Genomic DNA, 21310 nt, shown 5'->3' on the forward strand with positions numbered 1-21310 from the left:
AACCGTGCTGCCGCCGCCACGCCGTGAATCGGGCGATAAGCACATTTAGCTCTTACACCCTCTATCGTCGCCTCATGCCCACGCCATACGGTTCCCGAGGCGGCGTGGCGTTCGGCCCGCACGAGCTGCGTGTGCTCAGCGGTGCTCTCGCCATCGCCCTCCAGTCCGACCCCGCGCCCGAGCAGGCCCGGGAGTACCTGCGGCTCGCCCAGGCCGTGGACGAGACGATCCGTGAGGGCGCCCGGCTGCGCTCCTTCGTACGGGCGGACCTCGCCCGCTACCGTGCGGCGTTGCCGGGCGCCGCAGCGGGCTACCTGGACCAGCTGGAGGCGGCCCTCGCCACCGGGTACCTCCCCGTCCCCGCCGACCTGTCCGCGCTCCGCATCCTGTCCACCCGTCCGGCGAGCCCGCCCGAGATGGCCCGCCGTAAGGCGCTGCTCCGCCGCGCCCAGGCGGCCCGCATCCCCCAGGTCCGCCACCCCCAGGACGACCGGCCCGCCGGCCGCGTCCCGGCGCTCCGGACCAGTGCCGTCCGGGCCCCCGCTGTCCGGACCAGCGCCGTCCGGACCAGTGCCGTTCCGATCCCGGCCGTACGGGCGGCCGAGGAGGGTGAGCAAGGGGGCGACGGCCCCGAGCCGACACCGAAGCGGAAGGCCAAGCCCTCGCCCGGTCCCGCGAAGCCCGGGCCGGCCGAGCGACCCGGCTCCCCGGAGCCCACGCCCTCGCGGCCCGTACCCACACCTGCCGAGGTCTTTCCGCCCCGCCGCCGCCAGCCCTCGGCTCCGTCCACGCCTCCGCCTCCGCCGCCGTCCGAGCCGACCGAAGAGCCGGACACCGAGCAATGCGCCACCGTCCCGCAGCGCCTCGCCGTCCCTGCGTAATCCGCCCCTCCCGGCCCAAGGGCGGTCGATTCGGCGCAGACGGCCCTCACCTGCTCGTCCGGGGGCGCCTGCCCGGCCCGAAGGCCCGGCGTTAGGGTGGGGGGCCTGTTCACCGAGGAGGCCCAGTCATGGACTACGTCGCCGCACTCACCCCACCGCTCGTGATGGCGGTGGCATTCACGGCGCTCATCGTGACGATCGTCAAGACACAGGGCGGCGCGAACAAGGCCAAGGAGGACGGCATCGTGGACGCCGCCATCTCTCGCGCCGAGGCGACCCGGCAGAAGCGCCGGAACTGACCGGACCGAGCTGAACCGGACCGAGCTGAACGAGGTCCGAGCCGAACCGGACCGAGCTGAACAAGTCCAGAATCGCTCCGGCTAACCAGCCGGGCTGAACAGGCGGAGTGCGGGAGCTGATCCCTGCCGACCCCGCCCGCCTTCCGGGTAATTCCCTCGATTCGGACATTTTCCACTATTATTCTTCTGTGCCGAGGCCATTGGGAGAGCTGGAAGACGCCGTGATGACCCGGGTATGGCGCTGGAACCGCCCGGTCACTGTGCGGGAAGTCCTCGAAGATCTCCAGAAGGAACGCACCGTCGCCTACACGACGGTGATGACCGTAATGGACAACCTGCGTCAGAAGGGCTGGCTGCGGCGGGATCAAGAAGGCCGCGCCTATCGATATGCGGCCGTCTCCACTCGGGCTGCATACTCCGCTGCTCTCATGCATGAGGCATGGTCGGCCAGTGACAACCCCGCCGCGGCTCTTGTCGACTTCTTCGGGATGATGTCTCCGGAACAGACCGATGTCCTGCGTACTGCGTTGCGCGTCGTACATCTGAACGGTGTCCATCTCGATCCCCCCGCTGCGGGCGGCGAGGGCGGGGCTCGATAGCGTCCGTTCATGGCAGAACGCGCACCGCTATCACAGATCACCATCCGCAGGGCACGTACGGCCGATGTCCCGGCGGTGCGCCGGCTCATCGACGCCTACTCACGCGACCGCATCCTGCTCGACAAAGCGACCGTGACCCTTTACGAGGACATCCAGGAGTTCTGGGTCGCGGAACGGGATGCGGACGCGGAAGTCGTCGGCTGCGGGGCGCTGCACGTCATGTGGGAAGATCTCGCGGAGGTTCGGACCCTGGCTGTGGACCCTTCCCAGCGCGGAACGGGTGTGGGTCATCTGCTGCTGGAGAAGCTGCTGCGTACTGCCCGGTGGATCGGGGTACGGCGCATTTTCTGCCTCACCTTCGAAGTGGACTTCTTCGCCAAGCACGGCTTCACCGAGATCGGCGAGACTCCGGTGGACGGGGATGTCTACAGCGAGCTGCTGCGTTCCCCAGACGAGGGCGTGGCCGAGTTCCTCGGTCTCGAACGGGTGAAGCCCAACACCTTGGGTAACAGTCGCATGCTGCTGCATCTGTGAACCGGGGACGGGCCGCCGCCACTTTGTCCGAAAGATCCCGCCAATCACAGCGGAGTCGCCAGTCAAACTCAGCACAGGGTTTGTGTTTCTCCCGAAAAAGCGGTTTGCTTTCCACGTCGGTATCTGTAATCCGTTATCCAAGACGAATGGGAGTAGCAGGTGGCACAGAAGGTTCAGGTTCTTCTTGTCGACGACCTCGACGGCGGCGAGGCGGACGAGACGGTGACGTTCGCGCTGGACGGTAAGTCCTACGAGATCGACCTCACGACCGCTAATGCGGACAAGCTCCGTTCCGCTCTGGAGCCCTATCTGAAGAACGGCCGACGTACCGGTGGCCGTTCCGCGCGCGGAAAGGGCAGCCGCTCCGGTTCCGCTTCCGGCAGCAGCCAGGACACCGCGAAGATCCGCGCGTGGGCCAAGGAGCAGGGTTACGAGGTCAATGACCGCGGTCGCGTTCCGGCCAGCATTCGCGAGGCGTACGAGAAGGCCAACGGCTGACGCATTCCGGCTCACCGGTCGACCCTGACCCCGATGGCCGTCCCGGTTCGGGAGGCCCCCGCGCGGCGGCCTCCCCAGGGATCCCGGCCCGGTCACCGCGGGACCGGGACCCGGGTATCGCCGGGGCTGAACACCGCAAGGTGGATCAACCCACTTTTGTCACGCTCTGTTGATATTTGCCACGTAACGTGCTCGCTCTACGGTGCTTCCCGGGAAGATGCCCGCCTGTTCGCCCTCAGCGGATGTGGGGCTCCGTATCCGGCCGATGCCGCATGGATTGTCACACCGAGCGGGTAAGAAGGCTCTGACAGCCAGGAAGCCCCAGGTGGCAGGGGCGGAGCGGGGGTGCTGAGTGACGGGTGCTACCGCAAGGCGAATCCATCGGTGCGGGGGTGTTCGCCTTCGGCGTAGTGGATCCAGGTGAATACGCCTGGCCTGCGGGAACATCGTCTCGCACCATCGGGTTGGAACTGTTGTCGGCTGTCCGGGGCAGGAGGCGCATGATCGACTGGGCTGGCGTCGGCAGTTGGAATGAGCGGTCCCCCGTTGCGGGACTAAGCTGCGGAAGGACAGCGAGGGGAGCGTCCCCTCACTGCCTGACCGCTCTGAGGAGCGATTAACGATGTTCGAGAGGTTCACCGACCGCGCGCGGCGGGTTGTCGTCCTGGCTCAGGAAGAAGCCCGGATGCTCAACCACAACTACATCGGCACCGAGCACATCCTTCTGGGCCTGATCCACGAGGGTGAGGGTGTCGCCGCTAAGGCACTGGAGAGCCTCGGGATCTCGCTTGAGGCTGTCCGCCAGCAGGTGGAGGAGATCATCGGACAGGGCCAGCAGGCGCCGTCCGGCCACATCCCCTTCACTCCTCGTGCCAAGAAGGTGCTGGAGCTTTCGCTCCGCGAGGCCCTTCAGCTCGGCCACAACTACATCGGTACCGAGCACATCCTGCTGGGTCTGATCCGCGAGGGCGAGGGCGTCGCCGCCCAGGTCCTCGTCAAGCTGGGCGCTGACCTGAACCGGGTCCGCCAGCAGGTCATCCAGCTCCTGTCCGGTTACTCCGGTGGCAAGGAAGCCGCCACGGCCGGCGGACCCGCCGAGGGCACGCCGTCCACCTCGCTCGTGCTGGACCAGTTCGGCCGCAACCTCACGCAGGCCGCCCGCGAGTCCAAGCTCGACCCGGTCATCGGGCGCGAGAAGGAAATCGAGCGGGTCATGCAGGTCCTGTCCCGTCGTACGAAGAACAACCCCGTGCTCATCGGTGAGCCCGGCGTCGGCAAGACCGCCGTCGTCGAGGGGCTGGCGCAGGCCATCGTCAAGGGTGAGGTGCCCGAGACCCTCAAGGACAAGCACCTCTACACCCTCGACCTGGGCGCGCTGGTCGCCGGCTCCCGTTACCGCGGTGACTTCGAGGAGCGCCTGAAGAAGGTGCTCAAGGAGATCCGTACGCGCGGCGACATCATCCTGTTCATCGACGAGCTGCACACCCTGGTCGGCGCGGGCGCCGCCGAGGGCGCCATCGACGCGGCGAGCATCCTCAAGCCGATGCTGGCCCGCGGCGAGCTGCAGACCATCGGTGCCACGACGCTGGACGAGTACCGCAAGTACCTGGAGAAGGACGCGGCCCTTGAGCGCCGCTTCCAGCCCATCCAGGTCGCGGAGCCGTCGCTGCCACACACCATCGAGATCCTCAAGGGTCTGCGCGACCGGTACGAGGCGCACCACCGCGTCTCCATCACCGACGCGGCCCTGGTCGGCGCGGCCACGCTTGCCGACCGCTACATCTCGGACCGCTACCTGCCCGACAAGGCCATCGACCTGATCGACGAGGCGGGCTCGCGGATGCGTATCCGCCGGATGACCGCGCCGCCGGACCTGCGCGAGTTCGACGAGAAGATCGCGAACGTGCGCCGGGACAAGGAGTCCGCGATCGACTCGCAGGACTTCGAGAAGGCCGCCTCCCTCCGTGACACGGAGAAGCAGCTGCTGGCCGAGAAGGCCAAGCGGGAGAAGGAGTGGAAGGCCGGCGACATGGACGTCGTCGCCGAGGTGGACGAGGAGCTCATCGCCGAGGTCCTGGCCACCGCCACCGGTATCCCGGTCTTCAAGCTCACCGAGGAGGAGTCCAGCAGGCTCCTGCGCATGGAGGACGAGCTGCACAAGCGCGTCATCGGCCAGGAGGACGCCATCAAGGCGCTCTCCCAGGCGATCCGGCGCACCCGTGCGGGCCTCAAGGACCCCAAGCGCCCCGGTGGCTCGTTCATCTTCGCCGGCCCCTCCGGCGTGGGTAAGACCGAGCTGTCCAAGACGCTGGCCGAGTTCCTCTTCGGGGACGAGGAAGCACTGATCTCCCTCGACATGTCGGAGTTCGGCGAGAAGCACACCGTCTCGCGGCTCTTCGGCTCCCCGCCCGGCTACGTCGGCTACGAGGAGGGCGGCCAGCTCACCGAGAAGGTGCGCCGCAAGCCGTTCTCCGTGGTCCTCTTCGACGAGGTCGAGAAGGCACACCCGGACATCTTCAACTCGCTGCTGCAGATCCTGGAGGACGGTCGGCTGACCGACTCCCAGGGCCGGGTCGTGGACTTCAAGAACACGGTCATCATCATGACGACCAACCTCGGCACCCGGGACATCTCCAAGGGCTTCAACCTCGGCTTCGCCGGCCAGGGCGACGTCAAGGCCGGGTACGAGCGGATGAAGGCGAAGGTCAACGACGAGCTCAAGCAGCACTTCCGGCCCGAGTTCCTCAACCGTGTCGACGACACCGTCGTCTTCCACCAGCTGACGCAGGACGACATCATCCGCATCGTCGACCTGATGATCACGCAGGTGGACGAGCGGCTGAAGGACCGCGACATGGGCATCGAGCTCAGCACCGAGGCCAAGGAGCTGCTCGCCAAGAAGGGCTACGACCCCGTGATGGGTGCCCGGCCGCTGCGCCGGACCATCCAGCGCGAGATCGAGGACGTGCTGTCGGAGAAGATCCTCTTCGGCGATCTGCGCCCCGGTCACATCGTGGTCGTGGACACCGAGGGCGAGGGCGAAGGCAAGACCTTCACCTTCCGCGGCGAGGAGAAGTCCGCCCTTCCGGACGCCCCTCCGGTGGAGTCCGCCGCAGGCGGCGGCCCCAACCTGAGCAAGGAGGCGTGACCGGCCTGGCGGCCTGAGCGCCCGAGCACCGAGTGGGACCGACCCGGAACGGGTCGGTCCCACTTGCGTTCCGGTGTCCTGCTTTCCGGCGGGGCGCCCTACGCCAGGATGCGGATGCCATCCGGCACCCCGCTCACCCGCGGTAGCCGCGGATTCACCCGCAGGGTCGTCAACTGGGGAAAGACGGCGAGCCAGTCCATCGGTACGCCGAGATCGTAGGCGAGCCACAGATGGGTGAGCTGCTCATGGACCAGCCCCTCCAGCAATTCGTCCGGTGTGAAGGGCCCGACGATCTGCACCCGTGCCCGCCCGCCCAGCTTCCGCAGCGCGGCCAGCTCGAACCGGTCGGAGACAGGGAAGAACAGCCCCTCGGGATCGAGGTGGGCGATGATCTCGTCGGTGTACCGATCGGTATCGAAGTTCCGCCACCCCCGCGCAAGCTCGGCGCGCAGCTCCAGTGAGGCCCGGTTCCGCAACTGGGCGAGATAGTGGATCGCCGCGTCGTCGTTGATGCGGGTGACGGTCACCGCGAGGCGGTGGGCCTCCTTGTCCGAGACGCTGGAGGGGTCGGGCAGCATTTCCAGCACTATGGGCCCCACCCAGCCCAGGCTGCGGGCGCCTTCGAGGGTGGTGGGCCGCACCATGTTGCGGGTCTCGCGCCGGATACGGGCATGGGTGGCCGGGTCGAGCTCCGTCACATGCTCCAGACAGGCGGCAGCCAGCAGCCGCCGCCGATTGCGCTGCATGCCCTTGCGGCCGGGTGCCAGCAGCCCGCCCAGCAGCCGTGCGCACTCCGCGGGGCGGGCGTGGGCGACGGCCATGCGGATGACTTCCTCCCACTCCGCCTCGTGCGCATGGGCGAGCAGCATGTCGAAGGCGCCCTGTTCGACGGCTTCTTTTGCGGCGAGATAGTCCTGCACCGTGCGGTGGACGAACTCGATGGAGCGGTCGGACTGTTCGCGTAGCAGCCCGGTGCGCAACAGCAGATGGTTGAAGATGTCCTCCGGCTGTCCCTGGCCGGTGGTGGAGGGGATGGCAGGCAGGTGCCGGGATATCTCCTCCAGCGCCTCCTCCATGGTCAGCTCGGCCCGCCGGTCGACCAGCATCCGGTAGGCCAGCTTGCGCAGCAGCCGCTCGCGGGCGCCCCGGCGCAGCTTGACCGCGTCCGCGTACAGCACCCGGCGCTCCGGGTCGCGGCGCTGGAGGAGCATCTCCATCGCGGCCTCGTACAGCTCCTTGCGGCCCTGCGGCAGTGAGCCCGACCGGTCGCGGTTCAGCGCGCAGATCAGCCCGCACATCAGTGGGTTGGTGGCCAGCCCGCGCAGTTCGCGGTAGAGGGGGATGGAGGACAGCAGCTGGTCGCGGTACTCGGCCAGCTGCTGATGGTCCTTGCCCTCGTCGTCGGCGGCGGCCGTATGCCAGGCGGTGATGAAGGCGGCGACCTGGTCGCGGCTCATGGGCGCCAGCGCCAGCTCGTCGAAGCCCTCGTCCGCCAGCCAGTTCGGTTCGACGGCGGAGGGGCGTGCGGTCACCAGGCAGAAGTTGCCGGAGTAGATCCGCATCAGCCGACGCAACTGGTCCCGCAGCGCGGCCCGTTCCGTCTCCGGCACCTCGTCGATGCCGTCGACCAGCAGCAGCCCGCGCTCCTCGGTCAGGACCCGCGCCACCCAGCCGTCGGGCGCCTGCTCGGCGAGCGGGTGGCGTACGGCACGCAGGAAGTTGTCCGGGGAGGGGAAGCCCTCGCGTGCGAAGCGGCGTACCGGCAGTACGAGCGGGATCCGGCCGCGCAGCGACGCCAGTTCGGGCGGCAGCACATCGCGGGCCGCGGAGACGGCGAGCCACTGCACCAGCGTCGTCTTCCCGGAGCCGGCGACACCGCGCAGCAGCACCCGTTCGTGTCCCCCCAGGGCCCGGTCGGCGGGCAGCACAGGCTCTCCGCTGTCCCCGTCGTGGTTCTCGTCCTGCTGCTCCGGGCTGGAGAACTCGGCACTGAGGCTGAGGTAGGTGGCGTCCAGCGACCAGTTGTCCGGCGTGTTGGGGTTCGGCAGATCGATGCCGTAGATGGTCACGCGGTTGTACTGCTCGGCAATGGAACGGGCGTAGCGGGCCTCGAACTCAGCGTCCACGGCGGACGGCTCCGGACGGCCGCGTACGGCCTCCACATCGTTCAGGTCGATCAACTGTCGTATCCGGTGGGCGCGTTCCGGCATGCGGTCGGCGAGGACCGGCGAGCGGCGGATCAGCTGGTGCAGCAGGTGCAGACAGACGGTGACCAGCAACCGGTCGTGGAACCACGCCGCGTCCGGGCTCAGCTCCCGGTCCGCACCGGGCACCGCGGAGCGCAGCTTGCGCGCGAAGTCCTGCGGCCCCAGCCGCACGGCCTGGACGTCGGTCGTATCGAGCTCACCGATGATCCACAGCGTGCGGGAGAGCACAGCGGCGACGGGTTCCTCGTCCTCGGGCGGCAGCCGGTAGGCGGGCGCCGTGAGCCCCACCAGCTCCTGGGCGAGCGACAGCAGCGTCTCGTACGACAGCGGCGGGTTCTCCCCCCGGAACGAGACGAGCCGCGCCAGCAGCTCCTCCTCGTCGGCCCGCGCCCTGTCGGGCGTGGCCTCCACGGGCAGCAGGAGCTGGCAGACGAGCGGATCGGCGACGGTCGAGGCGAGCCGGACGGCGGGGTCCATGCGTGGGGACTCCCTGGCGGGGGCGAGGGCGGTGGACTGGGTTGGCCTTCGATCGGCCTTCACTGGACGGACGTTGACTGGTTGATAACCAGCGTAGGCCGTACGTGTGGCTCCGGTCACCCTGCGTTTGGCTCAGGTCCGGCGGGGAGGGGGCGTGATGGTCACCTCGATGTGAGGGGGGAGGGGGGAGAGGTCGATGGGGCCTTGGGGGCGGAAGAGGGTGAGGTGCTGGAGGGTGGGGAGTTCGGCCAGGGGTGTCAGGTCGAGGGAGGTTGGGGCTTTTGGGATCGATAGGCGCTTCAGGGCGGGGAATGTCGCTGGAGCCAGGCGCAGGCTGAACGCGCTCTCACTCAGGGTCAAGGTCAGATCGTCCAGTCCCGACAGCTGCGCCCCGGACGAACGCAGGGCCAGAAGATGGTGCTGCTCGCAGGAGAGCCGCCTAAGGCAGGGAAGTTCGGCCAACTCCGTCCAGTCTTCCTCCGGGAGCCGGTGCAGCACATCGCCGAGAACCAGTGTCTCCAGTTGCCGGAGGCCTGAGATGCCCCTGACGCTCCTCGTCTCCTTGGGGAGGAGAAGCGACTCGAGTTCGGTGAGGTGAGCGATTCGCGTCATCCCGGGCCAGGGCGTTCCTTCGTGCAGTCCCAGCAGGCGAAGGAGCGGCAGGGCCTCGATTCCCTCCAAGCCCGGAAGCGTCGTCATCTCCCACAAATGCAGAGCGGTGATGGGCAGGCCGGCCAAAGGCGAGAGGTCCGTCACCGGGCACTCGCGGAGATCCAGCTCGTCCAGGTTCGGGAACGACCGGACGAAGTCCAGCCGGTCGAGCATGGGGTTACGTGCGAGGGCCAGCTCGACCAGTGCGGTGGGTGAAGGATGAGCGCTGAGGATGTCGCTCTCGGAAAACGCGCCCCTGATGCGCGACGCCGACCGTTGACCGAGCCTGCGCAGCCACACGAGATGCTCATGCGTGCTCGCGGTGACGCGCACAGAGCGCCGGTCCGGGAGGTTGGCGAGGATCTCCTCCGCATATGTGTCCGTGTCGAACCGGTCCCAGTGGCCGGACAGTTGCTGAAGTACGCCTTGCGAAGGATGGTCCACGAACCGCTTCAGCAGTACGAGCGCCGCATCCGTGCCCATCTGCGCCGCCGTATGGGCGACGGCCACCGCCTCGTCGTCGTCCAGCTCCTCCAGCCCCGACAGCAGATCCAGCACCACCCCGCCCAGCGGCACCAATTCCTTCGCCTCACCGATACTCCGCGGGGGAATCAGCTCCCGGGCCCGCTCCTCCACGTCCGCCCGCACCGCGGGGTCCAGCTTGGTGGCGTGCTCCAGGCAGGCCATCGCCAGCAGATGCAGCCGGGTCCGGCACTCCGGCTCGGCGTCCCCGCGCTCCACCAGCCCGCGCAGCAGTCGCGCCCGCTCATCGGGCCGGGCGTGGGCGACGGCCATGCGGACGACGTCCTCCCACTGGTCCAGATGGGCGTTCTGCACCAGTACGCCGAAGTCGCGCTCCTCGACGGCCGCCTTGGCGCCCAGGTAGTCCTGGAAGGTGCGGTGGACGAAATCGACTGCCCCGTGGGCCGGTTCGCGCAGCAGGCCGGAGCGCACCAGCAGAAAGCCGAAGATCTGCGCCGCGGAGCCCTGCTCCGCCACGTACGGCATGGCCGGCAGCATCCGTTCCACCAGTTCCACCGCGTCCGTCTGCGCCATTTCGGAGCGGCCGTTCCGGATCAGCCAGTAGGCGAGCTTCTGCAACAGCTCGACCTGGGACTCCTCGTCCAGTTCGACGCTCGCCGGATGCGCTGTGTACACGGCGCGCTCCCGGTCGCGCCGCTCCAGCAGCATGGACAGGGCCGCGTCGTAGAGGGGCTTACGGCCGCGTGGCAGAAAGCCGTGCCGCTCCCGGTGCAGGGCGCAGATCAGGCCGCACATCAGCGGGTTGGTGGCCAGCAGGGAGAGGTCGGATCTGGTGCGTACGGCGGTACGGAGGGACTCGGCGAGCCCTTGCTCGGCCTCGGCCGCCGTGTGCCAGCGGTCGATGAAGAGGTCGATGTCGGCGGGGCGCATGGGGGAGAGGGACAGCTCGCTGAAGTCCTCGCGGCCCAGCCAGTCCTGCCGTGCGGCGGAGGGCCGGGAGGTCACCAGGACAAGGTTGTCGGGGTAGGCCACCGTCAGGTCGCGCAGCCAGGTGCGGGTGCGGGTGCGCTCCTCTTCCGGCACCTCGTCGATACCGTCGATCAGCAGTACTCCGCGCCCGGCCGCCAGCACGCGGTCGGCCCAGCCGTTCGGCTGTGCTCCGGACAGCGGGCAGCCGACGGCGGACAGGAAGTCGGCCGGCGTCGGCAGTGCGGCACCTCCGCGCGTGAGCGTGCGCAGCGGCAGCACGAAGGGCACCCGGCCGATCAGATGGGCGAGCCGTCCGGTCAGCTCGGACTGGCGCGCTGTCGTGACGGCGAGCCACTGGACGAGTGTGGTCTTGCCGGAGCCCGCGATACCGCGCAGCAGTACCCGCTTGTGCCCGGAGAGTGCCTGGTCGGCGGGTTGCGGATCGCCGGCGGAGGAGTCGGTCGACATGCCGCCCAGGTCGTCGAACGGGCCGGGGTGCTCGTTCGACGTCGCCTCCAGGCTCAGATACGCCGTGTCCAGCGGCCACTCGCTCGCCTGCTGGATGTCGATGCCGTAGATGGTGAGCGTGCGGTGCCGGTTGGCGATGTAGCGCGCGTACTGCTGCTCGAAACCGGCGTCCTGCGCGGACTGGGAGGGCACGCGCTCGATCAGTACGTCGATGAGGGTGACCAGGTCCCCCAGCTTGCGGCTCTGCTCGACCAGGGTGCGGGCGACAAAGGTGGAGCGCTGGGTGAGGAAGTGCAGGACGTGCAGACAGGCGGTCTCCAGAACGCGCTGGTAGAGCGCGTCCTCGGCGGGGTCGCCGTCCGGCTGCGGACTGTGCATGGTCGCCTGTGCGTGCAGGGCACGGGCGAAGTCGGTGTGGCCGAGGCTGACCGCCTCCACATCGCTGAGGCCGATGTCCCCGAGTGCGTGCAGGGTGTCGGCCAGCCGGGTGGCCACGCGCTGCGCCTCCTCGGGCGAGGGCGCCTCGCGCGGCCCGACCTCCCGTACGGCGCGCCTGACCAGTTCCCCGGCGAGCTTTTCCAGCTCCCGCCGGCCCAGCTCACGCTTCTCGCCCGTGAAGGAGACGAGCCCGGAGACGCGTACCGGCCGGTCCACCAGCCCCGCGCCCGCGCCCTCCGCCACGAACAGGCGTTTGACCAGCGGCGCCAGCACGCTGGAGGCGATGCGCAGCCCGACGACCCCCGCGTCCATCCGTAACCCCCCGTTCGGCCTCAACTCCCCGCAGTACGGGGCCGCGTACGGCGAGCAAGCGTAGAGGTGCCTGCGCGCCGCGTCGATGAGGGCCCCTCGCTGTTCCGCCCCGGGCCCGGGTGAGCGGGGCCATATGAGCGGGGTCACTTCCGGCGGGCGCCCGCCGTGAGGTGTGGCACAGGCTTTCGAGGACGTACGAAGCGCGATAGGAGGTGCGGGGACCCGAACGGCGCCGGGGGGTGGGGCGGGGAACCAGCAGGGAGCGCCGAGTGACCTGGGTCTCTCGTGTTACTACGGGGTTCTTTAGTAATAACGGTCCTTGATGTCCGTTTTCTGGCGGGTTACCAAGGGGGCTGCGTCCGCTTCGAGGCGCACTCCAGAACTTCCTCCCGGAGGTAGCACCCCTATGGCGATGTCTAGGACCACCAACCGCGCCAAGACCTACACGGCGCTGGCCGCCGGTCTCGGCGCGACGATGGCCCTGGGGGCCGGCACGGCGATAGCGGCCGCGAAGGCCGAGGCGGGCGCGGCCCAGCACGACATCTTCGCGACCAGCACGGCGAACAGCCTCGCAAAGTCCACACAGGCCCAGGCCGACGCACACCGTAAGGCGGTCGAGGCTGCCGAGAAGGCCCAGCAGCGCGCTGCCGAGGCCAAGAAGCGCGCCGCCGAGGCCAAGCAGCGCGCGGCCCAGAAGGCCGCCCGGGACGCCAAGCGCCTCGAGGTCTCGTGGATCAAGCCGATCACGGACAAGTACGGGCTGAGCGCCTCCTACGGCACGGCGGGTGGACGCTGGGCGCACAACCACTCCGGCCAGGACTTCGCCGTGAACGTCGGCACCCCGGTCAAGGCCGTGCACAAGGGCACCGTCGTCAAGGCGGGTCCGAACGGCGCGGGCGACGGTCCGGCGTACGGCAACGCCATTGTGATCCGGCACGACAACGGTGCGTACTCGCAGTACGCGCACCTGTCGCAGGTGAACGTCAGCCCCGGTCAGCAGGTCAAGACCGGCCAGGCCATAGCCAAGTCCGGCAACAGCGGTAACTCCTCCGGCCCGCACCTGCACTTCGAGATCCGTAAGGGTCCGGACTACGGCACGGCCGTCGACCCGGTGAGCGCGATGCGTGCGGTGGGCGTCACCTTCTGACCCCCAGGCGCCTCACCGCGTGCCGAAGCGCCTCGCCCTGTGCGGGAGCGCCTCAGCCTGGCGCAGTAGTGCGGCAGCTCATGCCGAGATGCCGCACCGCGCGCCGCGAAGACACCGCTGATACCGCCTGAGCCCCGGTATCGGCGGAACCTCCGGCCAGGGGACGTGCCGGAGGTCGGCAGCAACGCCCGTCACTCAGTGGCGGGCGTTGCCCGTTTCCGGGCCCGGCTGCGCGGAGCCGTGGGCGTGCGGCGCGGAGCCGTGGTGGGCGGCGGTGACCAGCTCCTGGGCCACCTCCAGGGCCGCCTTGCGCTTCTCCTCGGGGTCGGCGTTGGTGGCCTCCAGCGTGAAGAGCGCGGAGTGCATCGTGAACAGGGCGGAGGCGCAGCGCACCTGGTCGGTGAGGGCGGCGTCCTCGTCCTTGACCAGCTGGAGGAGCGTGAGGATGCGCGCCTTCATCTGCTCGCCGATGGACAGCTCGCGGAGTGCGGCCTGGTTCTCGTGCATGAACCGTACGAGTGGCGTGGCGTTGCCGATGCACGTGCTGTAGCGGCTGAGGATCTCCAGCTTCGTCTCCAGCGTGGTCGGCCGGTGCGCCTCCGCCCAGGCGATCACCTCGTCCGCCGGGCCCAGCACCAGGTCCTCGAAGAGGCTGGTGACCAGGTCTTCCTTCGTCTTGAAGTGGTAGTACAGCGCGGCTTTGGTGACGCCGAGCTGCTCGGCGATCTCCCTGAGCGAGGTCTTCTCGTAACCGCGCTCAGCGAACAGCTCCAAGGCGACGTCCTGGATGCGCTGACGGGTGTTTCCCCTGCTCATGCCTACCCCTTCAGAACTTACTTGACGCCCGGCTAGCAGCGCCCTACTTTATCCATCGTACTGAACTAGCCGTGCGGCAAGTAAGTGGCAAGCAAAGGGGAGTGGCCGCGCATGGGTGCGAGTGGCGCGACAAACGGGGCTGAGCAGGACAAGGACGGCGGCAAAGGCAAGGAAGAGTTGAGTCCAGGTCAAGGAGCGGCCAAGGGGGAGGCCGACGCCGGACCCGCGGCGGAAGCCGGGGGACGCAAGCCGCGCAGTGTCCGCATGGTCCTGTCCTCCCTGATGATCGCGGTCCTGCTCGCGATGCTGGACAACATGATCGTGGGCACCGCCATGCCCACCATCGTCGGTGAGCTCGGCGGCCTCGAACACCTCTCCTGGGTCGTCACCGCCTACACCCTCACCACGGCCGCCTCGACGCCCATCTGGGGCAAGCTCGGCGACATGTTCGGGCGGAAGGGCGCCTTCCTCACCTCGATCGTCATCTTCCTCGCCGGCTCGATGACTTCCGGTGCGGCCCAGACGATGGGCCAGCTCATCGGCTTCCGCGCCCTTCAGGGGCTCGGCGCGGGCGGGCTCATGGTCGGCGCCATGGCGATCATGGGTGACCTGATTCCGCCCCGTGAGCGCGGCAAGTACATGGGCATGATGGCCGGAGTGATGTCGCTGGCCATGATCGGCGGCCCGCTCGTCGGCGGCACGCTCACCGACCACCTGGGCTGGCGCTGGGCCTTCTACATCAACCTGCCGCTGGGCGCCGTCGCGCTCGCGATGGTCGGCACCGTCCTGCACCTGCCGAAGAAGCGCACCCAGGGCCGTATCGACTACATCGGCGCCGTGCTGCTGACCGCGGGCATCACCGCGGCCGTGCTCGTCACCAGCTGGGGCGGCACCGAGTACGACTGGGGCTCGGGCACCATCATCGGCCTCGCGGCGCTGGCCGTGGTGGCGCTGATCGCCTTCCCCTTCGTCGAGCGCCGGGTCACCGAGCCGATCCTGCCGCTGCGGGTCTTCCGGAGCAGCAACTTCTCGCTGGTGGCCTTCATCGGCTTCCTGCTCGGTTTCGTGATGTTCGGCTCGATGACCTTCTTGCCGCTCTACCAGCAGAGCGTCCAGGGCGCCTCGGCCACCAACTCCGGGCTGCTCCTGCTGCCCGTCCTGCTGCCGATGATGGCCGTCTCCGTGGTCACGGGCCGCGCCACCACCAAGACGGGGAAGTACCGCATATACCCCATCGTGGGCGGCGCGCTCATACCCGTCGGCCTCTTCCTGCTGGCGCAGATGGACGTCGGCACCAGCAGGCTGACCTCCGGCCTCTACATGGCGGTGCTGGGCGCCGGTATGGGCTTCCTGATGCAGCTGACCATGCTCATCGCGCAGAACAGCGTGGAGCTCAAGGACATGGGTGTCGCCTCGTCGACGACCACGCTCTTCCGCACCATCGGCGGCTCCTTCGGCGTCGCCCTGATGGGCACCATCTTCGCGCGCCAAGTGGAGGACTCCATGCGGGAGAGCGCCGCAGCGGGCGGGCAGTCGGGCGGCGGAGCCGCCTCCAAGTTCGCCGACGGCAGCGCCCAGCTCGACGCCGCCTCCCTGGAGAAGCTGCCGGAGCAGGTGCGGGCGGCGTACGAGCACGCGGTGGTCAACGGCACCCACGCCGTCTTCCTGCTCGCCGCCGCGGTCACCGTGCTGGCCTTCGTCGCCGCGTGGTTCATCAAGGAGGTCCCGCTCAAGGACGCAGCCGCCCAGAAGCCGCAGGAGCCGCAGGACGAGGCCCCTTCGGGGCAAGCCGTCGAACCCGGCACTGCCGACCCGCGGACCGCTGAAGCCCCCGGCCCCGACACCACGGCGGACAAGCCGACCGGAGTCGAAGGACGGGCCGGCGTCGGAGCCTGAGGGGCGAGCCGGCTCCCTCCGGCCAGCCACCGTGGGTGCGCCCCTTTCCCGCCGCCGGGACGAGCAACCACAGCAGTGGAGCCCGGCGGTGCCGGAAAACAGCAACCGCCGGGCTCATACGGAAAGCAGGTCTCCCCGGCCACGGTGCTGGCATCAACACACCGACACCGACGCCGTCACCGGCAACGTCACCAGCACCATCAGCGGTGCCCGGGTCCGTGCCGGTGCCGGTAGCCGGTGCCGATACGGCACCCTCGTGGCACCGTCTCCGAGAACGCGCGACTCAGCTCAGCGGCAAGCGATACCGCTTGCCGTCAAGGGGCTCGACCAGGCCGTCGGCCACCAGCCCGTCCAGCGCCCTCGCGCGCTGGACGGGCTCGTGCCAGACGCGGTCGAGATCGGACTGGGGGACCGGCTCCTTGGCGGCGCGCAGTACCGCCAGCAGCCGCCCGCGTACCTGCCGATCGGTGCCCGCGTACGCCTGGGTGCGCCGCGCGGGCCCCTGGTGTTCGGGCGCGCCCGCGAGCTGCCAGGCGCACTGCGCGGCGATCGGGCACCGTCCGCACTGCGGACTGCGGGCGGTGCACACCAGCGCGCCCAGCTCCATCGTCGCCGCCGCCCAGCGCGAGGCTGTTCGGTCGTCCTCCGGCAACAGCGCGCGGGCGAGCTTCCGTTCGGCTGCGGTGGTGGCGTTGGGCGGGTACTGCTGTCCGCTGACGGCACGTGCGAAGACCCGCCGCACGTTGGTGTCGAGCACCGCGTGCCGCTTGCCGTACGCGAACGACACCACCGCGGCGGCCGTGTATTCGCCGACGCCCGGCAGCGCCAGCAACTGGGCATGCTCGATGGGCACCTCGCCGCCGTGCCGTTCCGCTATGGCCTTGGCGGCTCCGTGCAGCCGCAGCGCGCGACGGGGATAGCCGAGCCGGCCCCAGGCGCGGACGGCTTCGCCGGGCGCTTCGGCGGCCAGGTCGGCGGGGCGCGGCCAGCGCTTCATCCACTCCTCGTAGACCGGCAGAACGCGGTTGACGGGGGTCTGCTGGAGCATGAACTCGCTGACCATGACGCCCCACGCGCCCGCCTCCGGGCGGCGCCAGGGGAGGTCGCGGGCGTGTGTGGCGAACCAGTCGACGACGGGAGCATGGAGGGCGCGCGCCGTCTCGCGCAGAGCGGGGTCGACGGCTTCGGTTTCCGCGGCGCGCGCATGGGGGGCGCCGGCCGAAGCGGCTTGGGGAGTCTCGGTGGTCGCAGTCATGGCACGACCGATCCTGGCACGGCGCTCCTCATCCGAAAAACGCACACGCGGTACGAAAGCCTGTCCGCCACTTCCGTCACGCATCCGTGGCGTATCCCGCGCTATGCCGCACAGGGATCGGACAGTACATAAGGCGCTTACAGCGGTTAATCCCAAGAATTGCCGAAGTCACCAGCAAAGCGGCATGGATCACCGTGAATCACTCCCGCACCGCTCATGCTTTGCCGCTCATCACAACAATTGGTGCTCTGAGCGGTGGGTACGGTCCTGTGGTGTGGCTGATGTCTCGTAAGGTTTCCGCGTGGGATCTCTGCGCAATCCGATCGGGCCGCTTCCCTCCTCCATCTACTGGCGCCGGAGGGCAGTTGCCCTTGCTGTCCTTGCGCTGCTGGTCCTGATCGCCGTCTGGGCAGTGACCTCGTTCGGCGGTGACGACGGCGCCCGGAACCAGGGCAAGAACGGCGACAAGGGCAACGGCCCGGCCAGCACCATCACTCCCGGCCCCACCGAGTCCGGTCCGGCGATCAGCGAGCGCCCCGGCGGCCGTGACGAGGAGAACGGCGGCTCCGACGGGTCGGGTGGCTCGGGCGGTTCCGGGGGCTCCGAGGACGATCAGTCCTCCACGGGCGGCTCCGGCTGGGACCCCGGAAGCAGCTCCGGCGCGGACAACGGCGGTGCGGGCTCCGCGGATTCGGGCTCGGGCGGCACCGGCGGTTCCGGCGGCGGGGGAGCGGCGGGCGTTCCGGCCCCGCCGAGCCTGGCGGGCTGCCGGCCGGACGAGGTGAAGCTGACGCTGCGCAGCGTCAAGAAGGAGTACGGGCCGGGCGAGCGGCCGCAGTTCGAGCTGAAGGTCACCAACGAGCGGGACAGTGACTGCCGGATCGACCTCGGCCGTACCGCGACCATCGTGACGATCAACAACCCGGACGACGCCAAGTTCTGGGCCTCCGACGACTGCCCGCCCACCAAGAAGCCGCTGCCGCGCCTGGTGCCGGGCAACGGCAGCTCGACGCACACCCTCACCTGGTTCCGCAAGGCCAGCGCGGCCAACTGCGGCACGCCCACCTTCGAGGCGCCCAAGCCGGGCACCTACGAGGTGGAGGTGAAGATCAAGGGCCTCAAGACGGTCCGTACGTCCTTCAAACTGGTGAAGTAGCAGCCGGGGAAGCCGCAGCCGGAAGGGCAGCAGCCGTCACACGTACCGTTCGAGGATCGAGGACTCGGCGAGCCGGGAGAGGCCCTCGCGGACCGAACGGGCGCGGGCCTCGCCGACGCCGTCCACCGCCTGGAGGTCGTCCACGCTGGCCGCGAGCAGCTTCTGCAGCCCGCCGAAGTGATCCACCAGCCGGTCGATGACCGTACCCGGCAGCCGCGGCACCTTGGCCAGCAGCCGGAAACCGCGCGGCGAGACGGCCGAGTCGAGGGTTTCGGGGGCGCCGCTGTAGCCCAGCGCCCGTGCCACGGTGGCCAGTTCGAGCAGCTCGGTATGGGTGAGCCGGTCCAGGTCGTTGAGCGCGTCGGGTACGGCACGGACCCGACGGCCCGCGCCCACCGTCTGCGGCGCATAGTCGCGTACGACGAGCTCGCGCTCCGGCTCCACACCCGCGATCAGCTCGTCCAGTTGGAGGGAGAGCAGCCGTCCGTCGGTGCCCAGCTCCACCACGTACTGCTCGATCTCCGTGGCGATCCGGCGCACCATCTCCAGGCGCTGTGCCACGGCCGTCACGTCCCGCACCGTGACCAGGTCCTCGATCTCCAGCGCGGAGAGCGTGCCGGCGACCTCGTCCAGGCGCAGCTTGTAGCGCTCCAGAGTGGCCAGGGCCTGGTTGGCGCGGGACAGGATCGCCGCCGAGTCCTCCAGCACACGCCGCTGCCCGTCGACGTAGAGGGCGATCAGCCGCATGGACTGGCTGACGGAGACCACCGGGTAGCCCGTCTGGATCGAGACCCGCTGCGCGGTCCGGTGCCGGGTTCCGGTCTCCTCCGTCTCGATGGAGGCGTCGGGGACCAGCTGCACACCCGCCCGGACGATCTTGGAGATGTCCTTGTCGAGGATGAGCGCGCCGTCCAGCTTGCACAGCTCGCGCAGCCGGGTCGCGCTGAAGTCCACGTCGAGTACGAAGCCGCCGGTGCACAGCTGCTCGACGTTCTTGTCCATGCCGAGGACGATGAGCCCGCCGGTGTTGCCGCGCAGGACGCGCTCCAGCCCGTCGCGCAGCGCCGTTCCGGGCGCGACCGCGCTCAGCGAGGCGCGCATCAGGCCGGACGCCCCCTCGGCTCTGCCGGGGACCGCTGCCCGGTCGTTGGCTGCCACTGCACTCCTTCGGTCGTGCGGGTGCCTGTCGGCATTTCCTCGACCACCGGATCCACCGCACCTCTGCGGAGACGCCGTGCCGGTCCCCCCTCGCGGTGCCGCGCACAGCCCCCGTGATGCTCGTGGTCGGTCGAGACCGGGGCAAAGTCTACCGGCGCGCCGGGCCGGGCCCTCGCCGCGTACGGTCCCCACCGCGTCGCCGGGCCTGTACGCAGGCAGTATGCGGCCGTACGGCGCTCTCCCGGTCGCCTCAGCCCATGGCTGCCGTGTCTGCGGTGGGGGCCGTGGTCGCGGTGCGGGACGGGCGGGCCGGGAGGACGCGCAGGGCCTCGCCGATGTCGGCGACCTCCAGCACCCGCATGCCGTCGGGGATGCGGCCCGGGTCGGCCGGTACCAGCGCGTGGGTGAAGCCCAGCCGCGCGGCCTCCGAGAGGCGGCGCTGGACGCCCGTCACCCGCCGGACCTCGCCGGCCAGGCCGACCTCGCCGATCGCCACCAGGTTCTTCGGCAGCGGGGTGTCGCTGGCGGCGCTGGCCAGCGCGAGCGCCACGGCGAGGTCGGCGGCGGGTTCGGACAGCCGCACACCGCCGACCGTCGCGCTGTAGATGTCCCGCTTGCCCAGGGCGCTGATCCGGCCGCGCTGCTCCAGCACCGCCAGCATCATCGAGACCCGCGAGTTCTCCAGCCCGGAGGTGGTTCTGCGGGGAGAGGGGATCTGGCTGTCGACGGTGAGCGCCTGCACCTCGGCGACCAGCGGACGCCGCCCTTCCAGCGTCACCGTCAGACAGGTGCCGGGCACGGGCTCGGCGCGGCGGGTCAGAAAGAGCCCGGAGGGATCGGCCAGGCCCGTGATGCCCTCGTCGTGCAGCTCGAAGCAGCCCACCTCGTCCGTCGTCCCGTACCGGTTCTTCACGCCGCGCACCAGACGCAGCCGCGCGTGCCGGTCGCCCTCGAAGTGCAGCACCACGTCCACCAGGTGCTCCAGCAGCCGCGGTCCGGCGATGGCGCCGTCCTTGGTGACGTGGCCGACCAGCAGCGTGGACATGCCGCGCTCCTTGGAGGCCCGGATCAGCGCGCCGGCCACCTCCCGCACCTGTGCGAGCCCGCCCGGCGCGCCGTCGATCTCCGGCGAGGCCACCGTCTGCACCGAGTCCAGCACCAGCAGTGAGGGCTTGACCTCGTCCAGGTGCCCCAGCACGGCCGACAGGTCGGTCTCGGCGGTCAGATACAGGTGGTCGTCGATCGCGCCGATGCGGTCGGCCCGCAGTCGCACCTGGCCTGCGGACTCCTCCCCGGTGACGTACAGCGTGCGATGGTCGTCGGACGCCGCCTTGGCCGCGACGTCGAGCAGCAGCGTCGACTTGCCTACGCCCGGCTCGCCGGCCAGCAGCACCACAGCTCCGGGCACCAGGCCGCCGCCGAGCACCCGGTCCAGCTCGGGTACGCCGGTGGCGCGGGCCGTGGCCTGCCTGCCGTCGACCTGCCCGATGGGCAGTGCCGCGACGGACACCCGGCCGGGCGCCGTGGTCCGTACGGCCGGAGCGCCGCCCGTCTCCTCGACGGTGCCCCAGGCGTGGCACTCGGGGCACCGCCCGAGCCACTTGGCGGTCTGCCAGCCGCATTCGGTGCAGCGGTAGGTGGGACGGTCCTTGGCGGACGACTTACGGGCAGCCATGACGTCACCGTATAGGCGGCCACTGACAACCGCCCGCGGGGAGCCTGGCGGCCGGGCGGAGGCGAGGGGGTGGCATGGGCGAAGCCCTGCATCCTTGGTCCGCCGCGATGGCGGGTAACCACGGACCACAGGGTCCGGCGGAAGAATCGACGGGCTCAGCAACGACGTTCGCCGGGAGCCGGAACGCGGCTCCGGGTCCGTGCGCGGTCGGCCGGGTGCGATGTGTGCGCCCTTTGTGCGCCC

15 protein-coding genes are annotated in these 21310 nt (G+C 69.7%); 9 read left to right on the plus strand and 6 right to left on the minus strand.

Annotation, left to right across the window (positions count from 1 at the left end; genetic code table 11):
- The first annotated feature begins 74 nt into the window (after positions 1-74).
- From ACTWP9_RS14075 to ACTWP9_RS14100, 6 genes are all read left to right on the plus strand, one after another.
- Positions 75-881, plus strand: a complete 807-nt coding sequence (locus ACTWP9_RS14075) for a hypothetical protein (RefSeq protein ID WP_443246431.1) — start codon at positions 75-77, stop codon at positions 879-881.
- Between the two features lie 128 nt (positions 882-1009).
- Complete coding sequence (locus ACTWP9_RS14080) at positions 1010-1180, plus strand: hypothetical protein (RefSeq protein ID WP_443246432.1); 171 nt, start codon at positions 1010-1012, stop codon at positions 1178-1180.
- 188 nt (positions 1181-1368) lie between these two features.
- Entirely contained in the window at positions 1369-1779 is a 411-nt protein-coding gene (locus ACTWP9_RS14085; protein ID WP_443246474.1) for a BlaI/MecI/CopY family transcriptional regulator, read from the plus strand.
- Positions 1780-1788: 9 nt separating this feature from the next.
- Positions 1789-2313, plus strand: coding sequence for an amino-acid N-acetyltransferase (locus tag ACTWP9_RS14090; protein WP_443246433.1), 525 nt, complete (start codon positions 1789-1791; stop codon positions 2311-2313).
- Between the two features lie 159 nt (positions 2314-2472).
- Positions 2473-2811 (plus strand): histone-like nucleoid-structuring protein Lsr2, encoded by a 339-nt coding sequence (locus ACTWP9_RS14095; RefSeq protein WP_443246434.1) that lies wholly within the window; start codon positions 2473-2475, stop codon positions 2809-2811.
- Between the two features lie 622 nt (positions 2812-3433).
- Entirely contained in the window at positions 3434-5959 is a 2526-nt protein-coding gene (locus ACTWP9_RS14100; protein WP_443246435.1) for an ATP-dependent Clp protease ATP-binding subunit, read from the plus strand.
- 98 nt (positions 5960-6057) lie between these two features.
- Here the strand turns inward: ACTWP9_RS14100 and ACTWP9_RS14105 are convergent, their stop codons facing one another.
- Both ACTWP9_RS14105 and ACTWP9_RS14110 read right to left on the minus strand, forming a co-directional pair.
- On the minus strand, positions 6058-8643 hold the full coding sequence (locus tag ACTWP9_RS14105; RefSeq protein WP_443246436.1) for an NACHT domain-containing protein: 2586 nt from the start codon (positions 8641-8643) through the stop codon (positions 6058-6060).
- 132 nt (positions 8644-8775) lie between these two features.
- The gene (locus ACTWP9_RS14110) at positions 8776-11964 is read right to left on the minus strand and encodes an NACHT domain-containing protein (protein WP_443246437.1); all 3189 of its coding nucleotides are present in this window, start codon (positions 11962-11964) and stop codon (positions 8776-8778) included.
- Between the two features lie 406 nt (positions 11965-12370).
- On the opposite strand from ACTWP9_RS14110, the gene ACTWP9_RS14115 reads away from it, so the two are divergent.
- Positions 12371-13111 carry a M23 family metallopeptidase gene (locus ACTWP9_RS14115; RefSeq protein WP_443246438.1) on the plus strand — a complete coding sequence of 247 codons (741 nt, stop codon included), beginning with the start codon at positions 12371-12373 and terminating at the stop codon, positions 13109-13111.
- Between the two features lie 195 nt (positions 13112-13306).
- Here the strand turns inward: ACTWP9_RS14115 and ACTWP9_RS14120 are convergent, their stop codons facing one another.
- Complete coding sequence (locus ACTWP9_RS14120; protein ID WP_443246439.1) at positions 13307-13927, minus strand: TetR/AcrR family transcriptional regulator; 621 nt, start codon at positions 13925-13927, stop codon at positions 13307-13309.
- 111 nt (positions 13928-14038) lie between these two features.
- Here ACTWP9_RS14120 and ACTWP9_RS14125 point away from each other — a divergent pair, with 111 nt between their 5' ends.
- Positions 14039-15823, plus strand: a complete 1785-nt coding sequence (locus tag ACTWP9_RS14125) for an MDR family MFS transporter (protein WP_443246440.1) — start codon at positions 14039-14041, stop codon at positions 15821-15823.
- Positions 15824-16106: 283 nt separating this feature from the next.
- Here ACTWP9_RS14125 and ACTWP9_RS14130 read toward each other — a convergent pair whose 3' ends face one another.
- Positions 16107-17078: an A/G-specific adenine glycosylase gene (locus tag ACTWP9_RS14130; protein ID WP_443246441.1), complete on the minus strand. Its 972-nt coding sequence runs from the start codon at positions 17076-17078 to the stop codon at positions 16107-16109.
- Between the two features lie 301 nt (positions 17079-17379).
- Here ACTWP9_RS14130 and ACTWP9_RS14135 point away from each other — a divergent pair, with 301 nt between their 5' ends.
- Complete coding sequence (locus ACTWP9_RS14135) at positions 17380-18234, plus strand: hypothetical protein (RefSeq protein WP_443246442.1); 855 nt, start codon at positions 17380-17382, stop codon at positions 18232-18234.
- A 36-nt stretch (positions 18235-18270) separates the two neighbouring features.
- On the opposite strand, the gene disA is transcribed toward ACTWP9_RS14135, so the two are convergent.
- Both disA and radA read right to left on the minus strand, forming a co-directional pair.
- Complete coding sequence (gene disA, locus ACTWP9_RS14140; protein WP_433100948.1) at positions 18271-19392, minus strand: DNA integrity scanning diadenylate cyclase DisA; 1122 nt, start codon at positions 19390-19392, stop codon at positions 18271-18273.
- A gap of 250 nt (positions 19393-19642) precedes the next feature.
- The gene (gene radA, locus ACTWP9_RS14145; protein ID WP_443246443.1) at positions 19643-21067 is read right to left on the minus strand and encodes a DNA repair protein RadA; all 1425 of its coding nucleotides are present in this window, start codon (positions 21065-21067) and stop codon (positions 19643-19645) included.
- Positions 21068-21310 lie beyond the last annotated feature (243 nt).

Source organism: Streptomyces sp. 3N207 (assembly GCF_052246355.1).
GTDB lineage: Bacteria > Actinomycetota > Actinomycetes > Streptomycetales > Streptomycetaceae > Streptomyces.